This window comes from Flavimaricola marinus (assembly GCF_900184895.1).
In the GTDB taxonomy this organism is placed as follows: Bacteria; Pseudomonadota; Alphaproteobacteria; order Rhodobacterales; family Rhodobacteraceae; genus Flavimaricola; species Flavimaricola marinus.
In genome coordinates, this window is sequence record NZ_FXZK01000001.1 from 1,174,304 (window position 1) to 1,194,104 (window position 19,801).

The 19,801-nt window shown below is 63.3% G+C and carries 23 protein-coding genes; 11 read left to right on the forward strand and 12 right to left on the reverse strand.

What is annotated here, in order from left to right:
• Positions 1–109 precede the first annotated feature (109 nt).
• The gene (locus tag LOM8899_RS05685; protein WP_093991121.1) at positions 110–544 is read right to left on the reverse strand and encodes a universal stress protein; all 435 of its coding nucleotides are present in this window, start codon (positions 542–544) and stop codon (positions 110–112) included.
• A gap of 250 nt (positions 545–794) precedes the next feature.
• Here LOM8899_RS05685 and arfB point away from each other — a divergent pair, with 250 nt between their 5' ends.
• The gene (gene arfB / locus LOM8899_RS05690) at positions 795–1,214 is read left to right on the forward strand and encodes an alternative ribosome rescue aminoacyl-tRNA hydrolase ArfB (RefSeq protein ID WP_093991122.1); all 420 of its coding nucleotides are present in this window, start codon (positions 795–797) and stop codon (positions 1,212–1,214) included.
• Here the strand turns inward: arfB and LOM8899_RS05695 are convergent.
• Positions 1,211–2,464 (reverse strand): urate hydroxylase PuuD, encoded by a 1,254-nt coding sequence (locus LOM8899_RS05695; RefSeq protein ID WP_093991123.1) that lies wholly within the window; start codon positions 2,462–2,464, stop codon positions 1,211–1,213. The genes arfB and LOM8899_RS05695 overlap by 4 nt on opposite strands.
• A 98-nt stretch (positions 2,465–2,562) precedes the next feature.
• On the opposite strand from LOM8899_RS05695, the gene LOM8899_RS05700 reads away from it, so the two are divergent.
• Entirely contained in the window at positions 2,563–3,480 is a 918-nt protein-coding gene (locus LOM8899_RS05700) for a LysR family transcriptional regulator (RefSeq protein ID WP_093991124.1), read from the forward strand.
• Here the strand turns inward: LOM8899_RS05700 and uraH are convergent.
• The gene (gene uraH, locus LOM8899_RS05705) at positions 3,477–3,830 is read right to left on the reverse strand and encodes a hydroxyisourate hydrolase (RefSeq protein WP_093991125.1); all 354 of its coding nucleotides are present in this window, start codon (positions 3,828–3,830) and stop codon (positions 3,477–3,479) included. The genes LOM8899_RS05700 and uraH overlap by 4 nt on opposite strands.
• A 138-nt stretch (positions 3,831–3,968) precedes the next feature.
• On the opposite strand from uraH, the gene puuE reads away from it, so the two are divergent.
• The 3 genes from puuE to LOM8899_RS05720 all read left to right on the forward strand — a co-directional run bounded on the left by puuE (position 3,969) and on the right by LOM8899_RS05720 (position 7,364).
• Entirely contained in the window at positions 3,969–5,381 is a 1,413-nt protein-coding gene (gene puuE, locus LOM8899_RS05710; protein ID WP_093991447.1) for an allantoinase PuuE, read from the forward strand.
• Positions 5,378–5,863, forward strand: a complete 486-nt coding sequence (locus LOM8899_RS05715; RefSeq protein WP_093991126.1) for an ureidoglycolate lyase — start codon at positions 5,378–5,380, stop codon at positions 5,861–5,863. The genes puuE and LOM8899_RS05715 overlap by 4 nt, the downstream gene beginning before the upstream one ends.
• 85 nt (positions 5,864–5,948) lie before the next feature.
• Positions 5,949–7,364 (forward strand): nucleobase:cation symporter-2 family protein, encoded by a 1,416-nt coding sequence (locus tag LOM8899_RS05720; RefSeq protein ID WP_093991127.1) that lies wholly within the window; start codon positions 5,949–5,951, stop codon positions 7,362–7,364.
• Positions 7,365–7,445: 81 nt separating this feature from the next.
• On the opposite strand, the gene LOM8899_RS05725 is transcribed toward LOM8899_RS05720, so the two are convergent.
• From LOM8899_RS05725 to LOM8899_RS05740, 5 genes are all read right to left on the reverse strand, one after another.
• Positions 7,446–8,255, reverse strand: coding sequence for a bifunctional allantoicase/(S)-ureidoglycine aminohydrolase (locus tag LOM8899_RS05725; RefSeq protein WP_093991128.1), 810 nt, complete (start codon positions 8,253–8,255; stop codon positions 7,446–7,448).
• A 167-nt stretch (positions 8,256–8,422) separates the two neighbouring features.
• Entirely contained in the window at positions 8,423–8,818 is a 396-nt protein-coding gene (locus LOM8899_RS23190) for a DUF5615 family PIN-like protein (RefSeq protein WP_133064982.1), read from the reverse strand.
• Between the two features lie 6 nt (positions 8,819–8,824).
• Positions 8,825–9,460, reverse strand: a complete 636-nt coding sequence (locus LOM8899_RS05730) for a DUF433 domain-containing protein (RefSeq protein WP_093991129.1) — start codon at positions 9,458–9,460, stop codon at positions 8,825–8,827.
• 93 nt (positions 9,461–9,553) lie between these two features.
• Positions 9,554–10,846, reverse strand: a complete 1,293-nt coding sequence (gene pncB / locus LOM8899_RS05735) for a nicotinate phosphoribosyltransferase (RefSeq protein ID WP_093991130.1) — start codon at positions 10,844–10,846, stop codon at positions 9,554–9,556.
• A 151-nt stretch (positions 10,847–10,997) separates the two neighbouring features.
• Positions 10,998–11,855 (reverse strand): SDR family oxidoreductase, encoded by an 858-nt coding sequence (locus tag LOM8899_RS05740; protein WP_093991131.1) that lies wholly within the window; start codon positions 11,853–11,855, stop codon positions 10,998–11,000.
• A gap of 106 nt (positions 11,856–11,961) precedes the next feature.
• Here LOM8899_RS05740 and LOM8899_RS05745 point away from each other — a divergent pair, with 106 nt between their 5' ends.
• Positions 11,962–12,363: a winged helix-turn-helix transcriptional regulator gene (locus LOM8899_RS05745; protein ID WP_093991132.1), complete on the forward strand. Its 402-nt coding sequence runs from the start codon at positions 11,962–11,964 to the stop codon at positions 12,361–12,363.
• Positions 12,364–12,373: 10 nt separating this feature from the next.
• Here the strand turns inward: LOM8899_RS05745 and LOM8899_RS05750 are convergent, their stop codons facing one another.
• Entirely contained in the window at positions 12,374–12,835 is a 462-nt protein-coding gene (locus tag LOM8899_RS05750; protein ID WP_093991133.1) for a tellurite resistance TerB family protein, read from the reverse strand.
• A 186-nt stretch (positions 12,836–13,021) separates the two neighbouring features.
• On the opposite strand from LOM8899_RS05750, the gene LOM8899_RS05755 reads away from it, so the two are divergent.
• Positions 13,022–13,876 carry a DMT family transporter gene (locus LOM8899_RS05755; protein WP_306456475.1) on the forward strand — a complete coding sequence of 285 codons (855 nt, stop codon included), beginning with the start codon at positions 13,022–13,024 and terminating at the stop codon, positions 13,874–13,876.
• Positions 13,877–13,897: 21 nt separating this feature from the next.
• Here LOM8899_RS05755 and pncA read toward each other — a convergent pair whose 3' ends face one another.
• Both pncA and LOM8899_RS05765 read right to left on the reverse strand, forming a co-directional pair.
• Positions 13,898–14,494 (reverse strand): bifunctional nicotinamidase/pyrazinamidase, encoded by a 597-nt coding sequence (gene pncA, locus LOM8899_RS05760; protein WP_093991134.1) that lies wholly within the window; start codon positions 14,492–14,494, stop codon positions 13,898–13,900.
• Between the two features lie 86 nt (positions 14,495–14,580).
• The gene (locus LOM8899_RS05765) at positions 14,581–14,961 is read right to left on the reverse strand and encodes a GFA family protein (protein WP_093991135.1); all 381 of its coding nucleotides are present in this window, start codon (positions 14,959–14,961) and stop codon (positions 14,581–14,583) included.
• A 146-nt stretch (positions 14,962–15,107) separates the two neighbouring features.
• Here LOM8899_RS05765 and LOM8899_RS05770 point away from each other — a divergent pair, with 146 nt between their 5' ends.
• From LOM8899_RS05770 to LOM8899_RS05785, 4 genes are read left to right on the forward strand one after another with little or no spacing between them, the layout of a single operon-like run.
• Positions 15,108–16,352 carry an Hsp70 family protein gene (locus tag LOM8899_RS05770; RefSeq protein ID WP_093991136.1) on the forward strand — a complete coding sequence of 415 codons (1,245 nt, stop codon included), beginning with the start codon at positions 15,108–15,110 and terminating at the stop codon, positions 16,350–16,352.
• Between the two features lie 50 nt (positions 16,353–16,402).
• Positions 16,403–17,329, forward strand: coding sequence for an oxygen-dependent tRNA uridine(34) hydroxylase TrhO (trhO, locus tag LOM8899_RS05775; protein ID WP_093991137.1), 927 nt, complete (start codon positions 16,403–16,405; stop codon positions 17,327–17,329).
• The gene (locus LOM8899_RS05780; protein WP_093991138.1) at positions 17,322–18,365 is read left to right on the forward strand and encodes an AbrB family transcriptional regulator; all 1,044 of its coding nucleotides are present in this window, start codon (positions 17,322–17,324) and stop codon (positions 18,363–18,365) included. The genes trhO and LOM8899_RS05780 overlap by 8 nt, the downstream gene beginning before the upstream one ends.
• Before the next feature lie 55 nt (positions 18,366–18,420).
• Positions 18,421–19,251, forward strand: coding sequence for a 3-oxoadipate:acetyl-CoA acetyltransferase (locus LOM8899_RS05785; protein ID WP_093991139.1), 831 nt, complete (start codon positions 18,421–18,423; stop codon positions 19,249–19,251).
• Between the two features lie 75 nt (positions 19,252–19,326).
• On the opposite strand, the gene LOM8899_RS05790 is transcribed toward LOM8899_RS05785, so the two are convergent.
• A complete protein-coding gene (locus LOM8899_RS05790) occupies positions 19,327–19,767 on the reverse strand; it encodes a c-type cytochrome (RefSeq protein ID WP_093991140.1) in 441 nt (146 codons plus the stop codon).
• Positions 19,768–19,801 lie beyond the last annotated feature (34 nt).

A 19,801-nucleotide genomic window follows, 5' to 3' on the forward strand; every position in this document is an offset into this window, starting at 1 on the left:
TGCCAGCCGCGCAACCGGCGCGTATTGTGGCGGTGGGCGTCCTGCCGAATGCCGCGGTGGGCCGATCCGTCCCTCTGGGCATACCGGCCCGACTGGGCCACGCTTTGCGTTACTTGACCGTCATCACGGCGCAGTCTGCATGAGCCGCAAGGTTCTGCGAGACGCTGCCCATCAGAACACCGCGCAGGCTGCCCAGCCCCCGTCTGCCGAGGATCACGAGGTCGGCGTCCTTGTCCCTTGCGCAGGAGAGGATGGCGTCCCCCGGCGGGCCGGACAGGATGTTGGTCGAGGCGAAGGTCTTGCCCTCTTCCTTGGCGATTTCTTCCGCCCGCGCGATCATGGAGGCGCCGCTTTCCTGGATCGTCTCCGTACTGACCGGCAGGGTGACGGTCGCATAGCCGACGGCGAAGGCCTCGTCATAGAGCTGTGGAACGTGCACGACGTGGAGTTTCGCGTTGTAGCGCCCCGCGATATCACAGGCGGCCCGAACCGCAGATTCGGCGTGATCCGATCCGTCGAAGGCCACAATGATCTGGTTGAACATCTCTCTCTCCTTTTGTCTTGTTCACCATTCTAGCAGCCTGGTCGGGCCGTGCATTGATTTGGGTCAAGTCACCGCAGAACTCGGAAACGGTCAGCCGGCATTTGGACCCGGCATGGCTGTGGTGGCCGCGTGCGGAACCCTGTCCCGGCGGCGGGCGTTCCTGTTGCAACAGGGTTGCCGTGGTGCATTGCGCCGATTGCCGGTAAGTCTGGCTGGTGCCGGACCCTCCGGGGGGAGTTTTTTCGCCAAGATGAAGATCAATGACCAGATAGAGATCGCCGACTGGGAGCTGACCGAGCAGTTTGTTCGCGCGTCCGGCCCCGGTGGTCAGAACGTCAACAAGGTGTCGACGGCGGTCGAGTTGCGCTTTTGGGCGGAGACTTCTCCAAACTTGCCCGATCCGGTGAAGCGCCGATTGAAGCGGTTGGCCGGTCAGCGTTGGACCAGCGATGGTGCCGTGGTGATCTTTGTTCAGGACACCCGGTCGCAGGCCCGCAATCGTGAATTGGCGAGGGAACGGCTGGCCGATCTGATCCGGCAGGCCACATTCGTGCCCAAGCGCCGGGTGCCGACGAAGCCGACCAAGGGTTCGGTCCGGCGCCGCCTGACCGCCAAGAAGGTTCGCGGGTCGGTGAAGGCGCTGCGCGGCAAGGTCGAGGGCGAGGATTAGCCTTCGTTCGGCGTTTCGACGGGGTTCTGCGCGGCCCGGAACCAAGCCACTAGCTTGGCCCGGTCTTCGGGCGGCAGGTCGGTGATGTTGGCGGGTGGCATGGCGTGGCTGACCCCGGCTTGCAGGTAGATGTCCCGCGCGTGCCGCGCGATATCGCTTTCGGTTTCGAGGAAGACCCCCTTTGGCGCCCAGCGGATACCGCTCCAGACCGGTTCGCGGGCGTGACACATAGAGCAGCGCCCCAGAACGATGTTGTGCGCCTCGTCGAAGCCTTCGGCGCTGGCGAACCGCTGCTCGAAGCTGGTGAGTTCGCGCGCTTCGGTCTCTTCGTAGCTGTCGTGCCCCGGCACCGTGGAGAGCCATGCGATGAGCAGGAACAGGATCACGGTGACCGCCCATGTCCAATGCGGCCCTTTGCCGGTGGAATGCATGGTGTTGAAGTAGTGCCGGATCGTCACCCCAGTGAGGAAGATCAGGCTGGCGATGAGCCACGCATACTGCGTTCCGAAGGCCAGCGGATAGTGGTTGGACAGCATCAGGAAGATGACCGGCAGCGTCAGGTAGTTGTTGTGCGTCGACCGCAGCTTGGCGATCTTGCCGTATTTCGCGTCCGGCGTTCGCCCGGCCTTGAGGTCGGCCACGACGATCCGCTGGTTCGGCATGATGATCAGGAACACGTTGGCCGTCATAATCGTGGCGGTGAACGCCCCGAGGTGCAGCAGCGCCGCCCGTCCGGTGAAGATCTGGTTATACCCCCAGGACATCGCCACCAGCACGATAAACAGCAGTATCATCAGCGTCGTCGGCCGGTTGCCCAGCGGCGATTTGCACAGGGTGTCGTAGACCAGCCAACCGATGGTGAGCGACCCGGCCGAGATCACGATCGCCTGCCAGACCGCGAGGTCGGCCTTGGCGAGGTCGATCATGTAGAGCTCTGCCCCGGCCCAGTAGACGATCATCAGGAGCGCCGCACCGGAGAGCCATGTGCTGTAGCTTTCCCATTTGAACCAGATGAGGTGCTCGGGCATTGCCGCGGGCGCGACCAGATATTTCTGGATATGGTAGAATCCGCCGCCATGTACCTGCCATTCCTCGCCATGCGCACCCGGCGGCAGGTGCGGGCCTTTGCGCAGACCGAGGTCGAGGGCGATGAAATAGAATGACGAGCCGATCCACGCCATGGCCGTGATCACGTGCACCCAGCGCACCGCGAAGGCGGCCCAGTCCCATAGGATGGCGAAGTCATACATGGTGCGGCTCCTGTTTGGTGGATGCGTGCAGGCTATCCAAAGCGCCCTTTATTCGGTATTGCCATAGAAAACCAAGCTGTATCAAATAAAACGGAACAATGTCCTATCTGGAGAACATCCGCACCTTTGTGCGTGTCTACGAATTGGGCAGCATGTCGGCGGCGGGCCGCGATATGCGCATTTCTCCGGCGGTCACATCCTCGCGCATCTCGCAGCTTGAAGAGCATCTGAGCGTTCGCCTTTTCCAGCGCACCACCCGCAGCCTGACCCCGACGGAGCAGGGCCGCGCCTTTTACGGCGGGGCCTGTGCCGTGCTGGAGGCCTTGGACGAGGCCGAGGGGCAGGTGGTCGACATCACCGAGAACCCCAAAGGGGCGTTGTTCGTCGCCGCCCCGCTGGGCGTCGGCCGCCGCCTGATCGCGCCGCATGTGCCTGCGTTTCATGCCGAATACCCGCAGGTGTCGGTCCGTCTGCGCCTGACCGATCGCCATGTGGACCTGACCAGCGAGGGGATCGATCTGTCGTTCTTCCTTGGCCAGCCCGAAGACAGCACCCTGCGCATTCGCGCGATTGCCGACTGTCCGAGGGTGCTCTGTGCCGCTCCGGAATATGTCGCCCGTCGCGGTACGCCGGAGGACGGTGCCGCGTTGGTCCGCGACCGCCACGAGTGCCTCAACCTGCGCTTTCCGGGTGCCAAGGAGTTTCGCTGGCGGTTGCAGACCCCTGCCGGACCGGAACGGTTTTCCGTCAGTGGCCATTTCGAGTGCGACGACGGTGACGTGCTGACCGATTGGGCCTTGGCGGGCCACGGTATTGCCCTCAAGCCGGTGTTCGAGGTTATGGAGCATCTGCGCACTGGCCGCTTGGTGCCTGTGGCAACCCAGACCCCGCCGGTGCCGATCCAGATGGCCTGTCTCTATACCCATCGCCGCAGGCAAGATCCCAAGAGCCGCCTGTTCATGGAATTCATGGTGGAACGACTGTCCGAAACCCTGCGCGCGGCGAAGTGGCCCTAGCTGCCCCGATAGGTGGAATACCCGAACGGCGAGAGCAGAAGCGGCACGTGGTAGTGCGATGCCTCCGACATGCCGAACCGCAGCGGGATCACGTCCAGAAAGCGCGGGCTTTCGGGCGCTGTGCCGTTGGCATCGAGGTAGTCGCCTGCGTGGAACACCAGCTCGTAGGTGCCGGTCGCGAAATCTTCGGCGGGCAGGATCTGGCTATCGGTCCGCCCGTCAGCGTTGGTGACGAGGCTGCGCAGGAAGGTGCGTGCCTCACCCTCGATCCGGTAGAGGTCGATCTTGAGCCCGGCGGCGGGGCAACCACGGGCAGTGTCGAGGACGTGGGTGGTGAGATAGCCTGACATTTGAGCCTCCTTGTTGAAATCAGTGTCGTTTGCTTTGCCAACAAAGGCAAATTGCCAACGCTTGAGAGTGTTTCGCCTATTTTTTGATAATTTTGCGGATTATTCTGGAATACAAGCAATCAACCCGGAGGTATGCCGTTGAACCGTTACCCGCGTGACATGACAGGATATGGCCCGACGCCCCCCGATCCGCAATGGCCGGGCGGGGCCAAGATCGCAGTCCAGATCGTCGTGAACTACGAAGAGGGCGGCGAGAACAACATCCTGCATGGCGATGCCGCATCCGAGGCCTTTCTGAGCGAGATCGTGGGCGCCGCTCCGTGGCCCGGCCAGCGCCATTGGAACATGGAAAGCATCTATGAATACGGCGCCCGCGCCGGTTTCTGGCGCTTGCACCGGATGCTTAGGGATATCCCTGTGACGGTGTATGGCGTCGCCACGGCTTTGGCCCGTGGCCCCGAGCAGGTGGCCGCGATGAAGCAGGCCGGTTGGGAGATCGCCAGCCACGGGCTGAAGTGGATCGACTACAAGGACACGCCGCAGGAGCAGGAACGCGCCGATCTGGCCGCCGCGATCAAGCTGCATACGGAGGTGACGGGCGAGCGGCCGCGTGGCCTCTATACCGGCCGCACCTCGATGAATTCGGTGCCTCTGGCCGCCGAGGAGGGCGGCTTTGCCTATGTCGCCGACACCTATGACGACGATCTGCCCTATTGGCTGGAGATCGGCGACCGCGATCAGTTGATCGTGCCCTATACGCTGGACGCCAACGATATGCGCTTTGCCACGCCGCAGGGATTCAACTCGGGCGATCAGTTCGAAGCCTATCTGCGCGACAGTTTCGACGTGCTCTATGCCGAGGGCGTGGCCGGTGCCCCCAAGATGATGTCGATCGGTCTGCATTGCCGTCTGGTCGGTCGCCCCGGCCGCGCGGCCGCGTTGAAGCGGGCGATCGACTATATGGCGCGCCACGAGGGCGTTTGGTTCGCCACGAGATTGCAGATTGCCGAGCATTGGGCGCGGGTGCATCCCCATACCCGCCGCGAACGTCCGTCGCAGATGGACCGCGCGGCCTTTGTCGCGGCCTTTGGTGGCATCTTTGAGCATTCGCCATGGATCGCCGAGGGGGCCTTTGATCTGGAGCTTGGTCCGACCCACGATTGCGCCGTTGGCGTGCATTCTGTCTTGGCACGCGTGTTCCGCGCGGCGACCGAGGACCAGCGCCTTGGAGTCTTGCGCGCGCACCCCGATCTGGCGGGCAAGCTGGCGGCCGCCAAGCGCCTGACGCCGGAGAGCACCGCCGAGCAGGCGGGTGCCGGGCTGGATGCGTTGACCGATGAGGAGCGTGCCGCGTTCACCGATCTGAACACGCGCTATACCGACCGCTTCGGCTTTCCGTTCATCATCGCGGTGAAGGACAACACCAAGGCGAGCATCCTCGCCGCATTCCAGCGCCGCATCGAGAATGACCGCGACACCGAGTTCGCCGAAGCCTGTCGTCAGGTCGAGCGCATCGCAGAGTTGCGCCTTATCGAAAAGCTGCCCCGATGACCGCGCGGATCACCCTGCGCCCACTGACGCCCGAGGCCTTTGCCCCGTTTGGTGACGTGATCCGGGCGCAGGGCGATCCCGACAAGATCATCAATCAGGGGCTTTGCGGCCGCTATCACGACCGCGCCCGGATGGCCTTTGACGACGGTCGCGCCGGGATCAGCCTGTTTCAGGCCGACCTCCGCACCCTGCCTCTGACCTTGGACATGATGGAGCGGCATCCCGAAGGCTCTCAGGCGTTCATCCCGATGTCGCCCGATCCTTTTGCGGTGATCGTGGCCCCGGATGCCGGTGGCGCTCCCAGCACGCCGCTGGCGTTTCTGACAGCGCCCGGCATGGCGGTGAACTATCATAAGAACACGTGGCACGGCGTGCTGACCCCGCTGAGCGGCACCGGCCTGTTTGCCGTCGTCGACCGGATCGGCCCCGGCGCCAACCTTGAAGAGCATTGGTTCGACACGCCCTACATCGTCGAGCCCTGAGACGACGACCGGCCGCTGGCCGGGTCCAGAGACGATCCAAACCGGCACAAGATCGGTCAATGCAACATGACAAGGGACACACAATATGGCGAATGCCTCAATCGGGACGCCCGCACAGCTGCGCGACCCCAACTATACGCCCGGATTGGCCAAGGCCGTTCCGCTGGGTCTGCAACATGTCCTGGCGATGTTCGTCTCGAACGTGACGCCGGCGATCATCATTTCCGGTGCTGCCGGCTTTGGCTTTGGCTCTGACGCCGGGGCGCAGGGCTTTCCGGATATGAGCTATCTGATCCAGATGTCGATGCTGTTTGCGGGCATTGCCACTCTGTTTCAGACCATCGGCATGGGCCCAGTGGGCGCCCGGTTGCCCATCGTGCAGGGCACCAGTTTTGCGTTTATCCCGATCATGATCCCGCTGGTGGCGGGCAAGGGCGTCGAGGCCCTGCCCGCCCTGTTCGGCGGCGTGCTGATCGGCGGTCTGTTTCATGCGCTGCTTGGCACGGTGATCGGCAAGATCCGCTTTGCCCTGCCGCCGCTCGTCACGGGCCTTGTCGTGACGATGATCGGCTTGGCGCTCGTCCGGGTCGGCATTCAATATGCCGCCGGTGGCGTTCCCGCGATTGGCACCCCCGAGTATGGCAGCCTGCTGAATTGGTCCGCCGCGCTTGTCGTGGTGCTGGTGACTTTGGGGCTCAAGTTCTTTACCCGGGGGATGCTTGCCGTGTCCGCTGTCTTTGTCGGGATCATCGCCGGATACGTCTATGCGCTGATGGTCGGCATGGTCACGCTGGAGGGCATCGGAACAAGCTGGAGCCGGGCGGCCGCCTTTGCCCCGCCGATGCCGTTCAAGTACGGCTTTGAGTTCAGCTTTGCCGCCGTCATCGGGTTTTGCCTGATGGCATTCGTCTCGGCCATCGAGACGGTCGGCGACGTGTCGGGCATCACCAAGGGCGGTGCCGGTCGCGAGGCCACCGATGTCGAGATTCAGGGCGCCACCTATGCCGATGGTTTCGGCACGGCCGTGGCTGGCGTGTTTGGCGGCATGCCCAACACCTCGTTCAGCCAGAACGTCGGGCTGATCGCCATGACCGGCGTGATGAGCCGCCATGTGGTGACCATTGGCGCCATCTTCCTGATCATCTGCGGCCTGATCCCCAAGGTCGGGGCCGTGATCCGCACCATTCCCATCGAAGTGCTGGGCGGCGGGGTCATCGTGATGTTTGGCATGGTCGTCGCGGCGGGTGTCTCGATGCTGTCGGACGTGAACTGGAATCGGCGCAACATGGTAATCTTTGCCATCGCTCTGTCCGTCGGCCTTGGCCTTCAGCTGGAGCCGCAGGCGGTGCAGTATCTGCCGGACACGCTCCGCATTCTGATGACCTCGGGCCTGTTGCCTGCCGCTGTCATCGCCATCGTGCTGAACCTTGCGCTGCCCGAGGAGCTGGAAGAGGACCAGACCGAAGAGATCGCCGGCGGGATGGCCAAAGCGCCGAAGTAGCCACTTTGCGAAGCAAAACCCCCGGTCGCGGTGATGCGGCCGGGGGTTTTTTTGTGTTTCGGGCGGCGTCGGGTGCCGCGGTCAGACGATCGGGCCGAGCGGCATGTGCCGGTTGATATCCTTGTAGAGCAGATAGCGGAACGGCCCCGGCCCGCCGGTGTAGCAGGCCTGCGGGCAGAAGGCGCGGAGCCACATGAAATCGCCCGCCTCGACCTCGACCCAATCCCGGTTCAGCCGATAGACCGCCTTGCCTTCCAGCACGAAGAGGCCGTGCTCCATCACGTGCGTTTCCTCAAAGGGGATCACGCCGCCGGGTTGCAGGGTGACGATGGTCACCGCCATGTCATGCGCCAGATCGGCGGGGTCGGTGAACAGGGTCGTGGCCCACGCCCCGTCCGTGTCGGGCATGACCTTGGGCGCGGTCGCTTGGTCCGTGGTCACCAAGGGCGCAGGCGGGGCGATGCCGGGGGCGGGGACGTAGGCTTTGCGGATCCAGTGGAACAGCGCCTTTTCGGTGGCCTTGAGGGTCCAGGCGCAGCCGGGGGGCAGATAGGCGTAGCCCCCTGCGGTGAGGTCGTGCGCCGTGCCCTCGATGGTGAGGGTGATCGCGCCGTGGGTAACGAAGAGCACGCCTTGGGCCTGCGGGTCCGGCTCGGGCGCGTCAGAGCCGCCGCCGGGCTGCACCTCCATCAGGTATTGGCTGAAGGTTTCCGCAAAGCCGGTCATCGGGCGGGCGAGCACCCAGAGCCGGGTCTCGGCCCATCCGGGGAGCCTGCTGGCGGTGATGTCGGACATCGTGGCACGGGGGAGGACGGCGTAGGCCTCGGTAAAGGTCGCGCGCTGGGTGTGGAGTGCTGTCTGAGGCGGCAGACCGCCGGGCGTGGATGACATGAGGTCCCCTTGGGTTGGATTTGGGGGGAGTATGGGGGGGATTTGAAGGGGGTGGTAGAGGGATTGAAGGAGATGGGGTTGTTTCAGGCGCTGCAGGCGGCAACCGCATTTAGGACGCGGCAACCGTTAACAGAGAATAAATACTTGTATGGGCATTTGAAGATCGATTAGCGATTGGTTTTTATTACGCTGTCCGAAATTTCTACAAATAGTTTTCTCGCCACCTTCTTGCTCGAAATTTCCCACTCATGTTCTATCAAACTCATAGCTTGCGCAATTCGACTCCTTGAGTTCACCTTATTCTTCAGTGATATTCTGATTAGACTCAGATGCCTGAATCTCGCGTTACCAATTCCGAGGCGTTTAGCCCTAGCTTTCATGTCGCCGTCGCACGCTACAAGGACGGCATCATTTTCTTGTGCAGTCAATGCCACAATATCATCAGATGATCCTGGCTTCGCTCCTTCGACAAAGTATATGACTTCGTGACCGGCCCTTTCAAACTCGCCGCCTACGCTTACTGGCACCCCTTCATCCAAAAAGACTTTGAGCGATGGCTTCACGGCTTTTTATGCTACTTTCTGTTGCCTTACGGCATCAACATCTTCAATCTTAAGGGTCGGAAACTCTTTAACAATATCGCCGTTCGAGTAGCCTGCTTCGATAAAATCCAGAATTGATCTAACGGGAACACGGGTGCCACTGATGACTTCAGCATTATGTGCCACGCGGCGATGTTTTTCAAAATTCCCGACGTCTTCAGGTGATCTCTTCCAAAGATCGGATACCGCAGTCTTCATGTCGGATTGAACGACATGAAGTGGTATTCTGAAGACTTTCTGATTGGATACCGGCTCAAAATAGTCGCCGCTTTCGTCGTCGTAAAAGACCACTTTCTTATTAAGGACCGCCATAACTTTGTTGTGCCAGTCAATGTCTCCTAGAGCCGCTAGCTCGACCTTGACCTCGCGAAGATGCTGAAGCGAGCACTTTAGATCCATCCTAAGTGTCTTGAGGACCTTCAGAGATAGAAGATCGTTAAACGAGTAAACTCGGCTATATGGAGAACGACGATTCTCTGCCGCAAACGAAGGTTCAAAAAACCCCGAAACATCCCAATTTCGCAGTTGCTGTACCGATAGACCCGTCAGTCGGGCAGCTTGCTCGTCCGTAAACGCCCAGATTATCGCATTTTGTTGGTTCATTTTCGGTCTTCCTCTAACCAAGACATAATGCCGGAACTCTCATCGGCCAATGTGGCAAAAATGACTCGAAAGACTTTACGGACCATTGCTCCCCTAAACCACCACCTCCCGCGCCACCTGATCGCCCACCCCAAACACCCGCTTGTACCGCTCGATCTCGTCGGCAGGCCCCATTGCCTTGTTCGGGTTGTCCGACAGCTTGACCGTGGGTCGTCCGTTGGCCGAGATCGCTTTGCAGACCAGTGAGAACGGCGCCAGCGCGTCGTCCTTCACCAGTCCTTTGAAATCGTTGGTCAGCATCGTGCCCCAGCCGAAGGACACCCGCACCCGTCCGGCGAATTGCGCTTGCAGGCTCACGATCTTGTCCACGTCCAGCCCGTCGGAGAAGATCACCAGCTTGTCCCGAGGGTCTTCGCCGCGGGATTTCCACCAGCGGATCGCCGTCTCTGCCCCCTCGGCCGGGTCGCCCGAGTCGATCCGGATCCCCGTCCAGCCGGCCAGCCAGTCGGGGGCGTGCTTGAGGAATCCCGCGGTGCCGTAGGTGTCGGGCAGGATGATCCGCAGGTTCCCCTCGTGTTCGGCGTGCCAGTCGGACAGCACGTCATAGGGCGCCTGCTGCAGGTCCGCGTCGTTGTCGGCCAGTGCGGAGTAGACCATCGGCAGTTCGTGGGCGTTGGTCCCGATGGCCTCGATATCCCGGTGCATGGCGATCCGGCAGTTGGAGGTGCCGATGAACTTGTCACCCAGCCCTTCGAGCATCGCCTGCACGCACCAGTCCTGCCAGAGGTAGCTGTGCCGCCGCCGCGTTCCGAAATCGGCCAGCCGCAGGTCCGGCACGTCGCGCAGTTGCTCGACCTTTTCCCAGAGCTTGGTCATCGCCCTGGCATAAAGCACCTGAAGCTCGAACCGCCCCATGTCGCCCAGCACCGCCCGCCCCCGAAGCTCCATCAGCGTCGCCAGCGCCGGGATTTCCCAGAGCATGACCTCGGGCCATGAGCCTTCGAAGGTCAGCTCGTACTGCCCGTCCCGCTTTTCGAGGTGGTAGGGCGGCAGTTTCATGTTCTCGAACCAGTCCATGAACTCGGGGCTGAACATCTGCCGTTTGCCGTAGAAGGTGTTGCCTCGCATCCACGTGGATTCCCCCCGGCTGAGCGACAGCGACCGGATGTGGTCGAGCTGTTCGCGCAACTCGCCCTCGTCGACCAGATCGGCCAGCCGGATGTGTTTCGACCGGTTGATCAGCGAGAAGGTGACCTGCGTGTCCGGCTTGTTCCGGAACACCGACTGGCACATCAGCAGCTTGTAGAAATCCGTGTCGATGAGCGACCGCACGATGGGGTCGATCTTCCACTTGTGGTTCCAGACGCGTGTGGCGATATCGACCATGGGGCTTCTCCGAGTTCAGGCCCCTTGTTAGAACAAGCGCTTGGCCTGTTGTCTAGGCTCGCTCTGTCGGAGCCATCCTATGCCTTGGTCGGTGCTCTGGGTCTGGCTGGTGGACCCCGCGCGGGAGCGGCGCAGGGTCCGGCTTGTGGGCTTACTTGCCCAAGGCTGCGCGCAGGGTGACAGCCATCGCCTCTGTCGGCCGCCCGATCAGCGAAGAGAGCGTCTTGCTGTCGTTGAACAAGGCGCCCTTGGCGGCCCCGGCTTCGCTGTCTGCCAGGAAGCCGGCGAACCCGTCCGGCAGCCCGGCCTTGACCATCGCGTCCTTGAGCGCGGCTTCGGGCAGGTCCAAGTAGGCGACCGGTTTGCCTGCCACGTCCGAGAGGATCTCGACGTATTGCGACAGCGTGAGCGCCTCGTCACCGGCCAGTTCCAGCACCTCGCCGTCGTGCCCCCCGGCCAGAACGACTGCGGCCGCTTCGGCGTAGTCGTTGCGCGGCGCGAAGGAATACTTGCCGTCGGCCGACGCCCCGAACCGCTGCCCCAGGCCGATGTCCTGCTCTGCGGTGCCGATGACGTTCTCGGAGTACCAGCCATTGCGCAGGAGCGTGTAGGACAGGCCGCTCTCGGCGAGTGCGGATTCCGTGGCCTTGTGTTCGGCGGCCAGCATCATCGGGCTGTCAGCCGCATCCAGCAGCGAGGTGTAGGCGATGAAGCCGACGCCCGCATCCTTGGCGGCGTCGATCACCGCGAGGTGCTGCGCCACACGTTGCCCCATCTCGCTCGACGAGATCAGCAATAGCCGGTCGATCCCCTGAAAGGCTGCCTTGAGCGATGCGCCGTCGTTGTAGTCGCCGAGGCGGGTTTCGATCCCCTTGCCGTCAAAGGCGGCGGCTTTTTCCGCGCTCCGCACGAGGACGACGATGTCAGAGGCGTCGACCCGCTTGGCGAGGTGATCGACGACCAAGCTGCCGAGTTGTCCGGAGGCGCCTGTGATGAGATATTTGGTCATTGGATTTCCTTTGGTTCCGAATCGTGTATAAGTCTCATTTAGAGACTGTATATCATTCCGAAAAGGAGGCAGTTTTGTGTGCCCAGGGAACATCGAGGGAACCACCATGACCGGACCGACCAACGACCGTATCGCCGCCATGAAGGCTGATGGCTTTGATCTGGAGGATTGCCCGGTCCGCACCATTCTGGATCATCTGGCTGCCAAATGGACGACCCTGATCGTGTTCGAGCTGGCCGAGGGAAGCCGCCGCTTCAACGCCTTGGGGCGCAGTTTGCCGGATATTTCCAAGCGGATGCTGACCCAATCGCTGCGCGAGCTGGAACGTGACGGATTGGTCCGCCGCGAGGTTTTTGACACAAAGCCGCCCAGTGTCGAATACAGTCTGACCGAGATGGGCCGGTCGTTTCTGGCGCCGCTGGAGACGATGACCGACTGGGCAGTTCAGAGCCAAGCCGACATCCTGCGCGCCCGCGCTGCCTTTGACGGGGCCGCCACCGCGTCGTGACGGACCCGGTCTAGTCGTCCCGGTTGGGTGGCAGCTTGGCCATTTCCCGATCGTGGATCTGTTGCCCGGTGTTCTCGTCGATCCCCAGAAGCGCCTCGATCTCGGCCACCAGCGCGTCTTCTTCCTCGTGTTCCACCCCATCGGCAAAGACCACGCTCCAGAGCGCGGCGACCATCGCTTCGCGTTCTTCGAGGCTGATCGCCCCTTGCAGCGTCTCGGCCAGATCGGCGGTGTCGGGGAGCTCCTCTTCGAGCAGTTCGCATTGCGCCCGCATCTTGGCCGCTTCGACCACGTTCAGCCCGTTGCGCCGGGCGAGGATCTTGTCGATCTGTTCGACCTCTTGGAACAGGTAGGCGTGGTCCACCTTGGCGGTGCGCACCATCAGCGCCCCGAGAGCGTATTTCGCCTCTTTGGGTGGCAGTTTCGTGATCGGCTCTTTGCCGTCAAAGAGGGCGAGGATACGTTGGAACATCGCTGCTGTCGCTTTTCGGTTGGCCAGAGTTCGGCCTCAGATTTGGCGAAATGACCCCGGATCGCAAGGGGAAAGCCCCGGAACCGGCGCCATCCCCGGCGTGCCCCCGTATTGCGGGCCCGCGTTTGGCGTGCCAAACAGCCTCATCGCGCCGCGATTGCCGGCCGCGAAGGGGAGGCGCGTCACGTGACAACGACCACATCCTGGCGCACCATTCTGATGATTTGCGCATCTACGACCCTTGTCGTCATCGGCGACGCCGCCGGCACCAAGTTGACGGCGGCCGGTTTCAGCCAGACCTTTGTGGCGTGGGCCCGATTTGCACTGGCCGCGATCCTGATCGCCCCGTTTTGCGGCGTGCGCCTTGCGGAAACCCCGAAGTTTTTCGACTGGCGACTGATCCTGCGCGGTGCTCTGATCTCGGCGGCGGTGATCTGCATCTTGCAGGCCCTGCGCACCGAACCGATGGCCAATGTATTCGGCGGGTTCTTTGTCAGCCCGATCGTCTCGTATTTCCTGTCGGCCCTCGTGCTCAAGGAACGCATCACCCTGCCCCGAACGCTGTTGTTGCTCGTCAGCTTTGCGGGGGTGCTGATCGTGGTGCGCCCCGGATTCGGGATGAGCGCGGGAATGCTGACTGCCCTGCTGGCGGGCGCTTTGCACGGCTCTTACCTTGTCGCGACCCGCTGGTTGGCCGGCGGGTATCGCCCCCGGTTCCTGTTGCTGTCGCAACTGGTGATCGGCGGGGTTCTGTTGATCCCCTTTGCCTTTGCCGCCCTGCCTCCGATCACCGGATGGGCCGTGCTTTTCCTCGTGATCTCGTCGCTGGGATCGGCGGGTGGCAACATGCTGTTGGTGCTGGTCAACCGGGTGACACCGGCGGGCGTGGTGGCCCCGCTGATCTATTTTCAGCTGGTTGCGGCTGTCGGCGTCGGCTGGGTCGCCTTTGGTCAGTGGCCGGATTTGATCAGCCTGACCGGACTGACGATCATCGCGGTGGCGGGGGTCTCGTCGGTCTGGTTTGCGGGCCGAGGCCGGTAGCCCCGCCCGCACGGAGTCGCCTTAGCTGACGGTGACGCCTGCGGCCTGCATGCCCGCCCGCGCGGCGTCCATCGACCCATCGAGATCGATCCCCCGGCAGAGGTCTGTCCGCACCGTCACGCCAAATCCCAGTTTGGCCGCATCCACCGCCGAGTAGTTCACGCAGAAATCCGTCGCCAGCCCGACCAGAGTCAGATCGGTGATCCCGCGGGTCCGCAGATAGCCTTCCAGTCCGGTGGGCGTGCTGTGGTCGTTCTCGAAGAACGCGGAGTAGCTGTCGATGGCGGGGTTGTAGCCCTTGCGGATGATCATGTCGGCCCGGTCGACCGTCAGATCGGGGTGAAACTGCGCCCCGAGAGAGCCTTGGATGCAGTGATCCGGCCAGAGCACCTGCGGCCCGTAGGGCATCTCGATCAGCGACATCGGCGCGGCCCCTTCGTGGCTGCTTGCAAAGGAGGAATGCCCTGCCGGGTGCCAATCCTGCGTGAGGATCACCGCCGATGCGTCGGCCATCAGCGCATTGATCCCCGGCACGATCTGATCGCCACCTGCGACGGCCAGCGCCCCGCCGGGGCAGAAATCGTTTTGCACGTCGATGACGAGGAGGGCGTGGGTCATGGGAGGCTCCGTTTGGGCTGATCTGTTGCGCCCCATTCTAAAGCCATTGGGTGCCGGGATGTAAGCTCGGCTTTGCCGCTGCGCCCCTAGTCGTCCTGATCCCGGTTCCTGTCGTGCAAGTTGTTACCCGCGAAGACCGGCAGCCACGGCGCACGCCGTATCGTCCAAAGCTCGTAGGTCGGTGCGGGATCCTGCCCGGCGTCTAGGGCGCCGAGGTGCAGTTCGACCTCGCCGTCGCTCTGCGCAAAGACCGACGAACCGCAGCGCGGGCAGAAGTGCCGCCCCTCGTAGGCCCTGGTCTCGCCGCTGATCCGCACGTTGGCCCGCGCGAATACGGCGGCGGCGTAGAACATCGCGCCGTGATGTTTACGGCAATCGGTGCAGTGGCAGACCCCGACCCGCAGCGGCGCACCTTCGGCCACGAACCGCACGTCGCCGCAGAGGCAGCCTCCGGTGAATTGCTCCATTTCGCGTCCTGACGTTGCTTGCCGCACATCTATACCGATTTGCCCAAAGCGTCCATTTCGGCCGGCTTCGTGCCGCTCGCCCGGAGGGTCTTGACCCACCGCGCCGCCGGGATTATCCCCCGCCCCTTCCCGAAAGGACCCAGCCCATGACCCGCACCGATACTCTGGCCATCGACTTTGGCACCTCGAACACGGCGGCGGCAGTGATGGTGGCGGGCAAGCCTCATATCATCCCGCTCGAGGTCGGTGCCGAGACGATGCCCACGGCGATCTTTCTGGATTTCACCAAGCGTCAGACCTTGGTCGGCGAGGCCGCCGTTTCGGCCCTGATCGACGGGCGCGATGGCCGGTTCATGCGCGCGCTCAAGAGTGTGCTCGGCACTCCGCTGATGCACGAAAAACGCCAGTTCTTGAACGAGCGGCTGACCCTGATCGAGATCGTGACCCGGCTGATTGCGGGCATCAAGGCCCGCGCCGAAGCCCATTGCGGCCAGCCATTCAGCCGCGTCCTGTCCGGCCGCCCCGTGCATTTCAAGACCCGCGACCCGGAGCGCGATGCGCTGGCGCTGGCCGATCTGGAAACGTGCTATCGCGCGGCCGGGTTCGAGGCGGTCGATTTCCTGTTCGAGCCTGCCGCCGCGGCGCTGGCGGCGGTGGGTGACACCCCCGGTCTGGGTCTGATCGTGGATATCGGCGGCGGCACTTCGGATTTCTCGTTGTTCACCCGTGAGGCGGGGCGCACCGAGGTGATCGCCAGCCACGGCATCCGCATGGGCGGCACCGATTTCGACCGCGCTTTGAGCATCGCTCATGTCATGCCGTTGTTCGGCAAGGGCACCGGTCTGCGCGCAGAGTTTGGCCCTGCGGTCCACGAAGCCCCGGTGGCGCTGTTTCACGATCTGGCCAGCTGGGAGAAGATCCCGTTTCTCTATACCGGTCAGACCCTGCGCGAGGTGGCCCGGATGCAGAAGGTCGCCGAAGCCCCCGAGAAGTTCGCTCGCCTTCATTCGGTGCTGGAGGATCACCTTGGCCATGACGTCGCCTTTGCCGTCGAGCGCGCCAAGATCGGCGCCAACAAGAACGGTCAGGGTCGTATCGACCTCGGCATCGTCGAAAAGGGCCTGAGCGAGACCCTGACCGCCGAGGCGATGAGCGACACCCTGACCGCAGAGACCGCGCAGATCGCCAATGCCGCCTCGCAGACCTTGGCCGATGCCGGCGTTGCCCCGTCGGATGTGGCCCGGATCGTGCTTGTCGGCGGCTCCAGCCTGCTGTCGAGCGTGTCGGGCGCCGTTCATGCCTTGATGCCAGAGGCCAAGCTGGAATATTCCAACGCCTTCACCGCTGTCGTCGACGGCCTTGCCATTGCGGCGGCCCACGGTTCTACATGATGTCGCATGGTGGGTTTCAACCCACCGCAAGACCGGAGTAAGAACGCGATATGTTCATTGTCGCCGCCCTCTATCAGTTCACCCGATTTGACGATCCCGCAGCATTGCGCGGCCCGCTGCAGGAAACCTGCGCCGAGCATGGCGTGACCGGCACCCTGCTCCTCGCTCCGGAAGGCATCAACGGCACCATCGCCGGCCCCCGCGATGGCATCGACGCCGTTCTCGATCATATCCGCACCCTGCCCGGCTGCGCCGATCTGGAGTGGAAGGAGAGCACCGCCTCGTCGCCGCCGTTCTATCGCATGAAGGTCCGCCTCAAGCGCGAGATCGTCACGATGGGCCAGCCCCATGTCGCCCCCGCCGAGGGAACCGGCCACTACGTCGCCCCGGAAGACTGGAACGATCTGATCGCCGACCCGGATGTGGCCGTCATCGACACCCGCAATGACTATGAGGTCGCCATCGGCACCTTTGACCGGGCGGTGAACCCCATGACCCGCAGCTTTGGCGAATTCCCCGAGTGGTGGGCCGCCAACAAGGACCAGTTCGAGGGCAAGCGCATCGCGATGTTCTGCACCGGCGGCATCCGCTGCGAAAAGTCGACCAATTTTCTGATCCAAGAGGGTGTCAGCGATGTCTATCACCTGAAGGGCGGCATTCTGAAATACTTGGAGGAAGTCCCGGAAGAGCAGAGCCGCTGGAACGGCGAATGCTTCGTGTTCGACAACCGCGTGTCGGTCGGCCACGGCCTCGTCGAAGGCCCGCACGTGCTGTGCCATGCCTGCCGCCGCCCGCTGACCCCGGACGATCTGACCCGCAATACCTATGAGCCGGGCGTCTCTTGCCACCATTGCGTGGACGAGACCTCTGCCGCCGACAAAGCCCGCTTCCGCGAGCGTCAGCGCCAGATGCTGCTGGCCCGCGAACGCGGCGAGGTTCACATCGGCCAACCGGTGCGCGGCGACGTTGATGGCTGACCGCTCTTCGCTCATCGCTCAGGGTTGGGCCCTGCTCTTGGGCGCGGCTTGCGGATATGCGGCGTTTGCGGCCGGGATGCCTTTGCCGTGGATGCTTGGCCCGATGGTCGGCACCACCATCGCCGCCCTGTTCAGCGCGCCGATCCGTGGCCCGGAGAAGCTGCGCCCCTTCGTGATCCCTGTGATCGGCGTCTTGCTCGGCTCCAGCGTGACCGCAGAGATCCTCGCCAGCGCGTTGGGCTGGTGGCCAAGCCTTCTGGTGCTGATCCCGTTCCTTGTGTGCGCGGCCGTAGTGTCGTTTCACTTCTACCGCCGAGTCGCGGGATATGATCCGGTGACCGCCTATTTCTGTGCCATGCCCGGTGGCCTGAACGACATGCTGATCCTCGGCGGTGCGGCAGGCGGCCAGGAAACCCGGATCGCGCTGGCCCATGCCAGCCGCATCCTGATCGTCGTGACCTTTGTCGTGATCTTCTACAGCGTGGCCCTTGGCGTGACCGCCACCGGCCGCAGCGCGGGATGGGTCAGGCTGGACGTGCTGTCTTGGCGGGATTGGCTCATCCTTGGGGGCTGCGCCATTCTGGGCGCCCGTCTGGGCAAGATCGCCCGTCTCCCCGCGCCGCAGATCGTTGGACCGATGATCCTGAGTGGTGCCGCACACGTGGCCGCCCTTGTCACCGTTCCGCCGCCGACCCTCGCCGTCATCGTCGCCCAGATCGTCGTGGGCACGGTGGTGGGCTGCCGGTTCGTCGGGTCGACCGCCCGTCAGGTGGGCCGCGACATCCTGTTTGCGGCGATTTCCACCGCCCTGATGATCGCGGTGGCCGTCGTCTTTGCCTTTGGCCTGTCCGCCTGGACGGACATTCCCGTCAGCCAGACCTTTCTGGGCTATTCCCCCGGCGGCCTGACCGAGATGAGCCTGCTCGCCCTCGCCATGGAGCAGGACGTCACCTATGTCTCCGCCCTGCATATCATTCGCATCACCATGGTGATCATGGCCGCCGCGCCGATCTTTGCCCTGTTGCGCAGGCGTTAGCGTGGCTTGCCCCTGACCGTTCCGCCGTGCACATTGCGATACGGAGGATCTCAGCATGACCAAACCCTGCATCATTTGCGTTGCCATCACGGGCAGTGTGCCGACCAAGGCCAACAACCCGGCCGTTCCGATCACCGTGCCGGAGCAGATCGAGAGCACCCACGAGGCGTTCGAGGCAGGTGCCAGCATCGCCCATTGCCATGTCCGCGACGACGAGGGCAAACCGACCTCCGATCCCGAGCGTTTCGCCCGCCTCAAGGAGGGTATCGAGGCTCATTGCCCCGGCATGATCGTGCAGCTTTCCACCGGCGGACGCTCTGGCGCAGGTGCCGAGCGCGGCGGGATGTTGCCCCTGCGCCCCGAGATGGCGTCGCTGTCCGTCGGGTCGAACAACTTTCCCACCCGCGTCTACGAGAACCCGCCCGATCTGGTCGACTGGCTCGCCGCCGAGATGACCAAATACGACGTGACCCCCGAGGTCGAAGCCTTTGACCTGAGCCACATCCATCAGGCCGTTGCCCGCCACAAGGCCGGGCAGCTACCCGGCAAGCTCTATGTCCAGTTCGTCATGGGCGTGAAGAACGCGATGCCGGTGGACCGCGATGTGTTCGACTATTACGTCCGCACGATGGAGCGCCTCGCCCCCGAGGCCGAGTGGTGCGCCGCCGGCGTCGGCCCCGGCCAGATCGTCGTCAACGAATGGGCGATTGCCGCAGGCGGGCATACCCGCACCGGCCTTGAGGACAACATGCGCATCGACCGCGAGACCTTGGCCCCGTCAAATGCCGCCCTCGTGCAGCGGGCCGTCGATCTGTGCGAGAAATACGAGCGCCCTGTCGCGACATGGCAGCAGGCAAGAGAGATCCTCGGCCTTCGCGCCGCCTGACCCAGATATTTGCAGAGCTGCAAACAAAAAGGCCGCCGGGCGGACCGGCGGCCATTTTCATGAAGTGCGCGCGCCTTATTCGGCGGCGAATGTCGCCAGATAGGCGTAGAGGTTCAGCGCGTCTTCTTCAGCGCGGACCTGGTAGGCCATCTTGCCGCGTGCGCGACGGTTGTCGAGCGTTTCGCGCAGCCAGCCGGTCGGGTCCTGAACATAGGCCACGAAGTTCTCTTCGGACCATGTCATGCCGTCCATCTGGCCGACTTCGACCAGAGCGTCGCCATAGGCGAAATCGGGATGCATGGCGATGCCACGACCGGTCAGGTTATACAGGTTTGGGCCCGTGCGCGCGTTGCGTCCGGCCAGCGTTTCACCGGCGTCGTTCACGACGACGTGGCAAGCAACGCATTGGCGGTTGAACTGCTCTTCGCCGGCGGCTGCATCTCCAGAGGCGTGGCCGTCTGCGAAAGCCGGTGCCGACAGTAGCGCCATTGCGGCGGCCAGTGTCAGATGTTTCATGGGTATCTCCCTTTAGATTGATGGTGCGACCGTG

Excerpts from the sequence above, each read along its gene's own strand:
- LOM8899_RS05720 (WP_093991127.1), top strand. The coding sequence starts at position 5,949 with ATGGCGAATGCCTCAATCGGGACGCCCGCACAGCTGCGCGACCCCAAC.
- LOM8899_RS05780 (WP_093991138.1), top strand. The coding sequence starts at position 17,322 with ATGGCTGACCGCTCTTCGCTCATCGCTCAGGGTTGGGCCCTGCTCTTG.
- LOM8899_RS05765 (WP_093991135.1), bottom strand. The coding sequence starts at position 14,961 with ATGGAGCAATTCACCGGAGGCTGCCTCTGCGGCGACGTGCGGTTCGTG.
- LOM8899_RS05725 (WP_093991128.1), bottom strand. The coding sequence starts at position 8,255 with ATGTCATCCACGCCCGGCGGTCTGCCGCCTCAGACAGCACTCCACACC.
- arfB (WP_093991122.1), top strand. The coding sequence starts at position 795 with ATGAAGATCAATGACCAGATAGAGATCGCCGACTGGGAGCTGACCGAG.
- LOM8899_RS05785 (WP_093991139.1), top strand. The coding sequence starts at position 18,421 with ATGACCAAACCCTGCATCATTTGCGTTGCCATCACGGGCAGTGTGCCG.
- LOM8899_RS05730 (WP_093991129.1), bottom strand. The coding sequence starts at position 9,460 with ATGAACCAACAAAATGCGATAATCTGGGCGTTTACGGACGAGCAAGCT.
- LOM8899_RS05740 (WP_093991131.1), bottom strand. The coding sequence starts at position 11,855 with ATGACCAAATATCTCATCACAGGCGCCTCCGGACAACTCGGCAGCTTG.
- pncB (WP_093991130.1), bottom strand. The coding sequence starts at position 10,846 with ATGGTCGATATCGCCACACGCGTCTGGAACCACAAGTGGAAGATCGAC.
- LOM8899_RS05700 (WP_093991124.1), top strand. The coding sequence starts at position 2,563 with ATGTCCTATCTGGAGAACATCCGCACCTTTGTGCGTGTCTACGAATTG.
- LOM8899_RS05790 (WP_093991140.1), bottom strand. The coding sequence starts at position 19,767 with ATGAAACATCTGACACTGGCCGCCGCAATGGCGCTACTGTCGGCACCG.
- LOM8899_RS05770 (WP_093991136.1), top strand. The coding sequence starts at position 15,108 with ATGACCCGCACCGATACTCTGGCCATCGACTTTGGCACCTCGAACACG.
- LOM8899_RS05745 (WP_093991132.1), top strand. The coding sequence starts at position 11,962 with ATGACCGGACCGACCAACGACCGTATCGCCGCCATGAAGGCTGATGGC.
- LOM8899_RS05715 (WP_093991126.1), top strand. The coding sequence starts at position 5,378 with ATGACCGCGCGGATCACCCTGCGCCCACTGACGCCCGAGGCCTTTGCC.
- trhO (WP_093991137.1), top strand. The coding sequence starts at position 16,403 with ATGTTCATTGTCGCCGCCCTCTATCAGTTCACCCGATTTGACGATCCC.
- LOM8899_RS05685 (WP_093991121.1), bottom strand. The coding sequence starts at position 544 with ATGTTCAACCAGATCATTGTGGCCTTCGACGGATCGGATCACGCCGAA.
- uraH (WP_093991125.1), bottom strand. The coding sequence starts at position 3,830 with ATGTCAGGCTATCTCACCACCCACGTCCTCGACACTGCCCGTGGTTGC.
- pncA (WP_093991134.1), bottom strand. The coding sequence starts at position 14,494 with ATGACCCACGCCCTCCTCGTCATCGACGTGCAAAACGATTTCTGCCCC.
- LOM8899_RS05695 (WP_093991123.1), bottom strand. The coding sequence starts at position 2,464 with ATGTATGACTTCGCCATCCTATGGGACTGGGCCGCCTTCGCGGTGCGC.
- LOM8899_RS05750 (WP_093991133.1), bottom strand. The coding sequence starts at position 12,835 with ATGTTCCAACGTATCCTCGCCCTCTTTGACGGCAAAGAGCCGATCACG.